Annotated in this window: 5 protein-coding genes; 3 read left to right on the top strand and 2 right to left on the bottom strand. The window is 55.3% G+C overall.

All coding sequences use genetic code 11. The features are described from left to right. Together IX761_RS26940 and IX761_RS26935 are read left to right on the top strand one after the other, a co-directional pair. On the top strand, positions 1-693 hold a 693-nt coding region (locus IX761_RS26940; protein ID WP_194792518.1), incomplete at its 5' end, for an SDR family NAD(P)-dependent oxidoreductase. Between the two features lie 31 nt (positions 694-724). Next, positions 725-1,009, top strand: coding sequence for a DUF2790 domain-containing protein (locus IX761_RS26935; RefSeq protein WP_194792517.1), 285 nt, complete (start codon positions 725-727; stop codon positions 1,007-1,009). A gap of 314 nt (positions 1,010-1,323) precedes the next feature. Here the strand turns inward: IX761_RS26935 and IX761_RS26930 are convergent, their stop codons facing one another. Both IX761_RS26930 and IX761_RS26925 read right to left on the bottom strand, forming a co-directional pair. After that, entirely contained in the window at positions 1,324-1,701 is a 378-nt protein-coding gene (locus IX761_RS26930; protein ID WP_194792516.1) for a hypothetical protein, read from the bottom strand. Between the two features lie 100 nt (positions 1,702-1,801). Next, entirely contained in the window at positions 1,802-2,770 is a 969-nt protein-coding gene (locus IX761_RS26925) for a toll/interleukin-1 receptor domain-containing protein (RefSeq protein ID WP_194792515.1), read from the bottom strand. A gap of 343 nt (positions 2,771-3,113) precedes the next feature. Between IX761_RS26925 and IX761_RS26920 the strand changes: the two genes are divergently transcribed. After that, the coding region (locus tag IX761_RS26920; RefSeq protein ID WP_194792514.1) for an SDR family NAD(P)-dependent oxidoreductase at positions 3,114-3,521 on the top strand (408 nt) is incomplete at its 3' end.

Raw genomic sequence — 3,521 nt, 5'->3', positions numbered from 1 at the left:
AACCTCCTGGCTGTACGCCTGGACGTGACCAGCGAAGAAGAATCGCATCAGGCTGTCGCGGAAGGCATCAAGCGTTTTGGTCGTATCGATGTCGTCATCAACAATGCCGGTTTCGGTGTACTGGGTGCGGTGGAAGAAACCAGCGCCAGCGAAACCGAGCGACTGTTCGCTACCAACGTGTTCGGTGTCCTGAACGTCACCCGCGCTGTCCTGCCGCACATGCGTCGCCAGCGCAGTGGTCACATCGTCAACATCTCGTCGATCGGCGGCTACCAGGCATACATGGGCTGGGGCGTCTACGGCTCCACCAAGTTCGCAGTGGAGGGCATCACCGAAGCCCTGCACCAGGAGCTGGCGCCGCTGGGCATTCACGCAACGGTCGTTGCTCCGGGCTTCTTCCGCACTGACTTCCTGGACGAGCAGTCGCTGATTAAGACCGCCCTGGAACTGTCGGACTACGACAACACCGTCGGCAAGATGCGCCAGTTCGCCGAGGCGGCTAACCATGCACAACCCGGTGACCCCGTGAAGTTCGCCGAGGCCATCCTGGCTCTGGTGAATGCACCGAAGCCGCCACAACGTCTGGCCCTGGGCAGCGATACCGTCGCGCGTATCGGCGAGAAGCACAGCTTCGTTGAAGCGGAACTCAGCGAGTGGAAAGACCTGGCGCTCTCTACTGACTTCAAAGACTAAGGCGAATGCTACAAACTTGGAGAAATGAGCTATGAAAAGCGCTCTGATTTCACTGCTGGGTGCTGGAGGGGCACTGCTGGGTGTACTTATGGTGTCTTCGGCTTTTGCTGCGCAATTAAATTCACGGGCCGCGACAGCAACCACATTTACTGATTATCACTATGAGCAACGCTTGGATATTGCTCGGGTGCTGTCGCACACTGAAGTTCCACCTGTGTGTTATGTCGTACCGGTGGAAATGACCTATGAAGACTCGCAGGGGAATCAGCACACGATTCGTTACCACGCTATGGGCACTGGCTGCCTCAGCGGTTGATCTACACACGCTTAAAAAGACCGGGCTAGCCCGGTCTTTGCGCTGGTAGGTACTCTGAGTGGCCCACGTTGCTGCGCGACGTTGAACGGGCGTAAACGTCTGGCAGTAAGCAAGGATGGTTGCTACGTATCGTTCCGTGCCGAAAATGGTCGGTAAGCGTCCGAAGCCTACAGCTTCGACAATATTGGCATGTAAACCTCTTTTTTGACCTGTAAACTGAAATGCTCTACGAGTCAAAAATGAGGCTTACAAAATTTGAGACCCCTATCGGCCGGATTGAATTATCCTGCTGCGCAGCTCTGCATTCATGCGAGTTAGGTAGTCTGCCGGCAAGAGACAAACGGTCTGACATCTCTGTCGTCTACTGCCTGAAGCTCGAAGTACTGCTCATTCGCCTTCAGCGCATGGATGATGCGACACTGTGCGTAGGCGGTGCTGTATGAGGTGCTCGGGCCTTGGATGTTGAGCACCAATTCTCCTCCGTAGCTGCTCACGTACCTCAAGTCTTTCAAGGCTCCCGCCGTTTCACCATTGGCCTCTGCGATTTCGATTATCACATCCCGTAAGGTCGATTGATCTGTGTCTGCCACTTCAGCAGAAAACCTGGCCTGCCGCTGACTTTGAAAGCCTCCTCCACGACTGGCTGAGCCTATACGGTTGAATGTGATATGAGCGAGCAGGACTACTTCCATGGTCTGAGCCTTCTGTGTAGGTCTTACTTCTCGGTAGAAGGGGGCATTTTATGCAACGCACCGTGCCCCGTGTTCTGGCTTGTTCGTATCCGGCAATGACTCACCGATTGCGTTGTAACGGTGCGATGAGAAGGCTCCAAAGCGTCTCCGCACCGCCTTCTTGGGAAAGTTTCTGGTCTTGTCGAGTGTGGAACGCCATGCCAAAAGTTTTCAGGTACAAGGATTGGTCGTCTGTATCTACTGTGAGTGCCTCGTTGTACGAGCCCCCGCCAAACGAATCGCCATGGCTGTAATAGATCCCGGCGCCTAGCTGGCCACCGGTGAACAGAGTCGCCTTAGCAACGTTGTTGCCGTCCTTGTAAATGCTCGCAGAAAAGCGATTGGCATCTATACGGCGAAATGCGCCTTCGTACCCCGGGTTGCGCGACTGGAGCTCCAGCAATGAGTTCTCGAAATAGCGGGCGATGTACTCGAAGCTTTCGAGCAGAAAGCGGTCTTTGTCAAGCTGGGTGAAGCTCTTGGCCATCCGAAGGTTGCTTGAGCGAGGGCCAGCTGGGGGCATAGGGGCGGGCGCTGAACCGCTATCGAAATTGGTACGCTCAGATCGAGGTAGTGTGCTCGGTTGGCTGCGGCTGCATCGATCGGCGGCCTTCCGCACCTCCTTCGCGACTTGCAAGAATGCTTCGTCTCGATCCGGCCAAAGTGTCACTGGCTTACCATCCTGAGGGGTGCCAAGCAGCTTGCCGAACGGTGCGTAGTGCCAATCGCATGGTCGAAGAATCACAGGAATGACGATCGCTTCCCCTGCTGCATGGCGCTCCATCGCTCGGGCCATCTCGATGTTGTAGCAGTAATCGGAAGCGATGAAGTCAGGGCTCACCAGCAGCAGGATGATTTCGTCGCTGTTGATGTGATCATCAATTGCTGCATCGATGACTTGGCCCGCACCGATTCTGCGATCGTGCCATGTGTCAATGACGCCCTGGCGTTTGAGCATGGAAAGCTGTTTTTCGAGCTGATCGCGCAGGGCCTCGTCTGCATGGCAGTAAGAGAAAAACACGTTAGGCAAAATGGTTACTCCCTCTCAGGTAGGTGCTGCTCCGATCATATGATCTGCTCACCGTAGAAGTACAGGTCGCAGGATCGTATCTCGCACTCGATGACCAGATCGAGGTGAGCTAAATCATGGTTTTCCCCGCGCTGTGAATGGCTTTCCACGTGCGTTCGCATTGTCGTGGTGAAATGCTGCATAGATGAAAGCATCAAGGAAGGGAACTGCTACTTATGAGCAAGGCTCACTAAGTCTTGCTAAATCCATGGGATTATCACATCGATGATGCACCTTTAAAGTGGCATCAACTCATCGAGAAGGCCCGGCAATAACGCTCGGGTCGCTGACAGGAGGAGTTGATATGCGTACTTGGTTCATTACTGGAGCTTCCCGTGGTTTTGGCACCCTCATCGCAGAACACGCCCTGCGTGCCGGCGACGCAGTGATTGCCACCGCTCGCAAACCACAAGACATCACTGACCGCCTGGGTACTCACCCGAACCTCCTGGCTGTACGCCTGGACGTGACCAGCGAAGAAGAATCGCATCAGGCTGTCGCGGAAGGCATCAAGCGTTTTGGTCGTATCGATGTCGTCATCAACAATGCCGGTTTCGGTGTACTGGGTGCGGTGGAAGAAACCAGCGCCAGCGAAACCGAGCGACTGTTCGCTACCAACGTGTTCGGTGTCCTGAACGTCACCCGCGCTGTCCTGCCGCACATGCGTCGCCAGCGCAGTGGTCACATCGTCAACATCTCGTCGATCGGATCG

The sequence above is a fragment of the Pseudomonas sp. UFMG81 genome, assembly GCF_015354575.1.
In the GTDB taxonomy this organism is placed as follows: domain Bacteria; phylum Pseudomonadota; class Gammaproteobacteria; order Pseudomonadales; family Pseudomonadaceae; genus Aquipseudomonas.
Note: the sequence above shows the minus strand (reverse complement) of the source record. Positions and strands in the feature narration are given on the sequence as shown.